4 protein-coding genes and 2 pseudogenes are annotated in these 5,072 nt (G+C 69.6%); 4 read left to right on the forward strand and 2 right to left on the reverse strand.

All coding sequences use genetic code 11. The features are described 5' to 3' along the window. The 3 genes and pseudogenes from E1265_RS37540 to E1265_RS40025 all read left to right on the forward strand — a co-directional run. A pseudogene (locus tag E1265_RS37540) lies at window positions 1–304 on the forward strand (amino acid decarboxylase); the annotation flags it as partial. Then, window positions 301–933: an HAD family phosphatase gene (locus E1265_RS33445; protein WP_132934711.1), complete on the forward strand. Its 633-nt coding sequence runs from the start codon at window positions 301–303 to the stop codon at window positions 931–933. The pseudogene E1265_RS37540 and the gene E1265_RS33445, both read left to right, overlap by 4 nt. A 15-nt stretch (window positions 934–948) precedes the next feature. Continuing rightward, entirely contained in the window at window positions 949–1,854 is a 906-nt protein-coding gene (locus tag E1265_RS40025; protein ID WP_243741295.1) for a recombinase family protein, read from the forward strand. Between the two features lie 62 nt (window positions 1,855–1,916). Here E1265_RS40025 and E1265_RS33455 read toward each other — a convergent pair whose 3' ends face one another. Further along, a complete protein-coding gene (locus tag E1265_RS33455) occupies window positions 1,917–3,083 on the reverse strand; it encodes a PLP-dependent aminotransferase family protein (RefSeq protein ID WP_165953970.1) in 1,167 nt (388 codons plus the stop codon). 64 nt (window positions 3,084–3,147) lie between these two features. On the opposite strand from E1265_RS33455, the pseudogene E1265_RS40030 reads away from it, so the two are divergent. Beyond that, window positions 3,148–3,243 (forward strand): annotated as a pseudogene (locus tag E1265_RS40030) (IS5/IS1182 family transposase); the annotation flags it as partial. A gap of 235 nt (window positions 3,244–3,478) precedes the next feature. On the opposite strand, the gene E1265_RS33465 reads toward E1265_RS40030, so the two are convergent. Beyond that, window positions 3,479–5,072: NACHT domain-containing protein (locus tag E1265_RS33465; RefSeq protein WP_132934713.1), on the reverse strand; the 1,594-nt coding region annotated here is incomplete at its 5' end.

Here is a 5,072-nt window from a genome sequence, read left to right on the forward strand (position 1 = left end):
GCTCGCGCGCACGCTCGCCGAGCTGATCGAAGCCTCAGACGACTTCGAACTGCTCGCCCCGGCCGTCACCTCCATCGCCGCGTTCCGCCACCGGCCTCCGACCCTCGACCCAGACCACGCGGAAGCATTGAACGAGGCGATCCCGGCCGCCGTGCAGCGCCGTGGGCACGCCTTCCTCACCGGCACACGGATCTCCGGCGCCGCGGCCCTGCGCGCCTGCGTCCTCCACCCGAGCACCACCGAGGACGACCTCACCATCCTGCTCGACGAAATCCGGGCCGCGGCGCGCGAGGTCACCACATGAGACCCCACCACCTGGTCCTCGACCTCGGCGGCGTGCTGTTCCACTTCGACCACGCCCACCGCCTGCGACGCCTGGCCGACGCCTTCGCGCTCCCCACCGACCGAGTCGACGCGTTGCTGTGGCGGTCCGGATTCAGCGCCGACTGCGATTCGGGCACCTACCCGCACGCGGCGGAGATCCGGGACCACATCCGGGCCGCCACCGGCTTCACCGGCGGCGACGATGACCTCGACGCCGCCTGGTGCAGCGCCTTCCGGCCCGACCACGCCGTTCGGCCGTCACTGGAACGCCACCGTGGTTCCCGACCGTTGGCGCTGTTCACCAACAACGGCCCACTGGAGCAGGAGGCGCTCCTGCGGCTGTACCCCACGATGTTCGACGGCTTCGACCACCTGCTGTTCAGCCACCGTCTCGGACACCGAAAGCCCGACCCGGCCGCCTTCGACGCCGCCGCGAAACAACTGGGCGCCTGCCCGGACGACATCCTCTTCATAGACGACAGTGGGGCCAACATCGACGCAGCACGCGCCGCAGGCTGGACCGCCCACCATTTCCAGAGCAGAGAGTCCCTCGAACAAGCCCTGGCCCTCGAATGCAGTAACGCCACGGCACGAGGCGTGCAGGCATGATCTAACGACCGATTGGTGAGCAAGATCGGTAGGCGAGGCTTCACAGCCGGATCGGCACCGGATCATTTCCATAAAACGGTGTCAAAAAGTCGTCGTGCCAAGGGGCAATTGCTCGACCGGCAGATCCACGCACTCACCGAGGCAGGGTGTGTCCGGATCTTCTCCGACATGAAGTCCGGCAAGAACGCCAAACGCGAGGAACTGTGGAAGGCCCTCGATTACCTGCGCGTGGGTGACACCCTCGTCGTCCCGTCGCTCGACCGACGTGGCCGTTCTATCCAGGATCTCAACGCGATCGTGTCTGGCCTGCGCAAGCGTGGCGTCGGCTTCACCTCGTTGCATGAGGCGCTCGGCACGACCACGCCCGGCGGACTCCTGGTCTTCCACGTGTTCGCGGCCCTGGCGGAGTTCATTCGCGGGCTCATCGTGCAGGGCACCAACGAGGACCTGGACGCCGCTCGCGCCCGCGGTGCCCGACTCGGCCGCCCGCCGGCGATGACGGAGGAGCAGGTACGTCCACTGTGGTCTTACGTCGAGAAGAACTCCATCGTCCACAGCCACCTCCGAGCTTGGAGCGAACGCACCTGCATGCCGCAGGGCCGCCTCGCGTACGTCTACGCGGACGTCACCGAGGAGCTGGCGTGGATCCTTGACGAGGCCTTCGCCGAGGAAGCAGGGACGGCGCTTTGGACCGGCCCGGACAAGGAGCACGCCGAGGCGTCGATGCTCCCCGTGCAACTGATCCAGTCTGCGCTCGTTTACGTCAACACCCTGCTGGTGCAGGCCCTGACCGAACCGGCCCGGGCGAAGAAGCTGAGCGATGAGGACCGACGCGGCCTGACCGCGTGGTTCTGGTCCAACGTCAACCCGTACGGCGCCTTCCGCCTCGACACGGACAAGCGGCTCGACCTGGGGCTGTGAACAGGCGCTGCTGATGAACGGCGCACGGGCTGACTGTGTCGTTCCGGTGGCGAAGGGCAGGCTCAGCCTCGGCAGGCTCTGTCGAGGGCGGCGGCGACGCGGTCGAGCACGTGGAGTGGCGGGGTGTAGGGCACGCGCAGGTGGTGGACGAGAGCGGCGTCAGGGGCGAAGAACGGACCTGGCGCCAGGTCGATCCCTTCCTCGCGGACCCGGTCGACGATCGCGTCAGCGCGGGCGGAGGCCAACCGTAGCCACAGGGTGAGCCCTCCGGGCGGGACAGTGAAGTGCCATCGTCCGTCGCCGTCGAGCAGGCCGCACAGGTAGTCACGCTGGCGCCGCAACTCGATCCTGCGTCGAGTGAGCACCTGGTCCAGGTCGCCCAGGAGTTCGGCGGCGATCAGTTGTTGCGCGGGCGGTGGGGAGAGTGGGCCGGCCAGGGGATGGCCGCTCAATTCGGCGACGAGGGCGGTCGAAGCGCGGATCCAGCCGATGCGCAGGTCGCTCCATATCGCCTTGCTGGCCGAGCCCATCAGGATCGCCCGGCGGATCCGCGGTGTCGGCTCCGGCTCGTCGCGCAGGTCGAGGTCGCGCATGGTCTCGTCCACCACGACGGTCACCTCGTACCGGGTGGCCAGCTCGGCCACCGTCCGGCGGACACGCGGGGACATGAGTGCGCCCGTCGGGTTGTGGAAGTCGGGTACCAGGTAGGCGAGTTGGCCGCGCGCCGCAGCGAGGGCGGCGTCGAGTTGGTCGAGGTCCCAGCCCTCGGTGGTGACGCGGCAGCCGATCAGCCGTGCTCCGGTACCGCGGAACATGTGGAGCGCTTCGAAGTAGGTGGGCGTTTCGACGGCGGCCACGCGCGGCTTGAAGTGTGCCGTGAGCAGGGCGAGTGCGGCGCGCGCTCCGCTGGTGACGAGGATCTGCCGGGGCTGGGTGGCCAGGCCCTCGTGGGAGTACCGAGCGGCGATCAGGGCGCGTAGCTCGGGCAGGCCCGGGCCTGGCTCGCCGTGCTCGGCCAGCAGGGGTGCGGCCCGTTCCGTGGCCCGCCGGGTCGCCGCCAGGTAGGCGTCCTGGGGTGCGGCGGGCACGGCCCGCCGCAGATCGACCTTGCGCTTGGCGGTGCGGGCGGCGGCCGGCTTGCCGTCGAGCCGCTTGGCCAGCGCGTCCAGGGCCTTGCGTAGCACCTCGGCATCCGCGAGATCGGACATGGGCAGGGAATGCTTCTCCATCCATTCGAGAGTCAGGTCTCTACCGAACCCGGGGCCATGCAACTCGCGGAAGGTTGAGCTGGCTGAACTCCCTGTTTGGAAGCAGGAACACAACGCCTCCCACCGCAAGGTCCGCGCCCGCGTCAAGCACGCCATCACCCGAACGAAGACCTGGAAGATCTTTGTTGAACAACGCCACCGGCCCTCGGAGTGTGTACACGCCCCGGGCATGCAGGACGTGAAACTTTCGGCTCCGCTCGGGGGCTGTGTGGTAGGCGTAGGCGTAGGCGTAGGCGTCCCGGAGTTCCCACGCGTGATCGTACAGCGATCTGCCGCCGCTCGGTGTATCGCTTCACGCACGAGGGATACTCGATGCCCCTCACCGATGACCGCTTGCCGATGTTCCCAAGGCCGGATTAGTGCCAGGTGACGCGGATGCTGTCGGGGACGCCGTGGACCGGGCGGCGGCGGCCGCTGAAGTGCACGACCTCCAGGCGGGGGAAGGCCGCCAGCCACTCCAGGCTGGTCTGGGCGTAGACCGGCTGCAGGTGCAGGAACGTCAGGCGGTCGGCGACGATGCCGGCGATGAGCAAGCTCGGCGGGAGATGGCCGGTGAGCCAGATGCGTTCGCGCCCGCCGAGCGCGCGCAGGGCCGCGAGCTCGTCCGCATCGGCCACCGGGAAGTCCAGATCCGCCGGGTCGAGGTAGGCGATGACCTCGGCGGCGTAGCGTTCGGTGTCGAAGCTTCCCCAGTAGTTGACGAGTTCCCTGCGGACGTGCATCGACGGATGGGCGGCGTAGCGGGCCAGCAGCGGGATTGCGGCGTCGGTGGCGATGCGGACGGCCGTGGAGACGACATAGTACGCCTCGTCGTCGCTCAGCCCTTCCGGGCCTGGGAGTAGGTCCAGGGCCAGCGGGCCGCCCAGGTCGGCGAGATTGCGGGCGAGGTTCGGGCCCCGCGGCGGGATGAAGGTGGACAGCCGCCTTTCGACGGCCTCGCGCACCGCCGGGTCCAGCTCCGTGGCGTGTTCCAGGGATGCCGCGGCCACCAGTAGTTGGCGCAGTTCCCTGTCACTACGGCGTCGGCGTAGCTGCCTGTCGCTGGAGGGATCGCCGTGCGGGACGTCGATCAGCTCCGTCAGCAGCCGCGTGCGCTCGAGCGGGCGGGCGTGGGCCACGGCCATGCGGAAGACGTCCTCCCACTGGTCGCGGTGGGCGTTCTCCACGAGCAGCGGGAAGTCCAGCTCCTCGACCGCCATGCGGCCGCCCAGGTAGTCCTGGAACGTGCGGTGGATGAAGTCGACACGGCCCTCGGACGGCTCGCGCAGCAGGCCGGAGCGTTCGAGGAGGTACCGGTAGAGGGTGGCGGCGTCGGCGTCGAGGTAGGGCATGGCGGGGAGGGCGCTGGCGAGGACGGCGATGGCGTCGGCGCGTTCCATCTCGGAGCGGCCGTTGCGGATCATCCAGTACGCGAGCTTCTGCAGGAGCTGTACCTGTGGCTCTCTGGGGAGCCGCCGGCCGCTGGTCGGCCGGACGCGGCGCTCGGTGTCGCGGCGGTCGAGCAGCATCGACAGCGCCGCGTCGTAGAGCTCCTTCCGGCCCTGCGGGAGGAAACCGTGCCGCTCGCGGTGGAGGGCGCAGATCAGGCCGCACATCAGGGGGTTGGTGGCGAGGCGGCCGAGCTCCTGCTTGGTGCGGACGGCGGTGCGCAACTCAGCGGCGAGGGCCGGGTCGGTGCCGGTGGCAGCGTGCCAGCGGTCGATGAACGTGGCCACGTCGTCGCGGCTCATGGGGGAGAGGGACAGCTCGGCGAAGCCGTGGTCGGTGAGCCAGTCCTGGCGGATGGCGGAGGGGCGGGAGGTGACCAGCCAGCGGTTGCCGGTGGGGAACGCGGCGAGCAGGTCGCGCAGCCAGCGGCGGGTGGCCTCGCGCTCGGTCTCCGGGACCTCGTCGACGCCGTCAATGAGGAGCAGACCGCGGCCGACGGACAGCACGCGCTCGGCCCAGCCG

The sequence above is a fragment of the Streptomyces sp. 8K308 genome (assembly GCF_004348315.1).
Lineage (GTDB): Bacteria > Actinomycetota > Actinomycetes > Streptomycetales > Streptomycetaceae > Streptomyces.

Coding starts and splice junctions, on each gene's coding strand:
- E1265_RS33455 (WP_165953970.1), bottom strand. CDS start 3,083: ATGGAGAAGCATTCCCTGCCCATGTCCGATCTCGCGGATGCCGAGGTG.
- E1265_RS33445 (WP_132934711.1), top strand. CDS start 301: ATGAGACCCCACCACCTGGTCCTCGACCTCGGCGGCGTGCTGTTCCAC.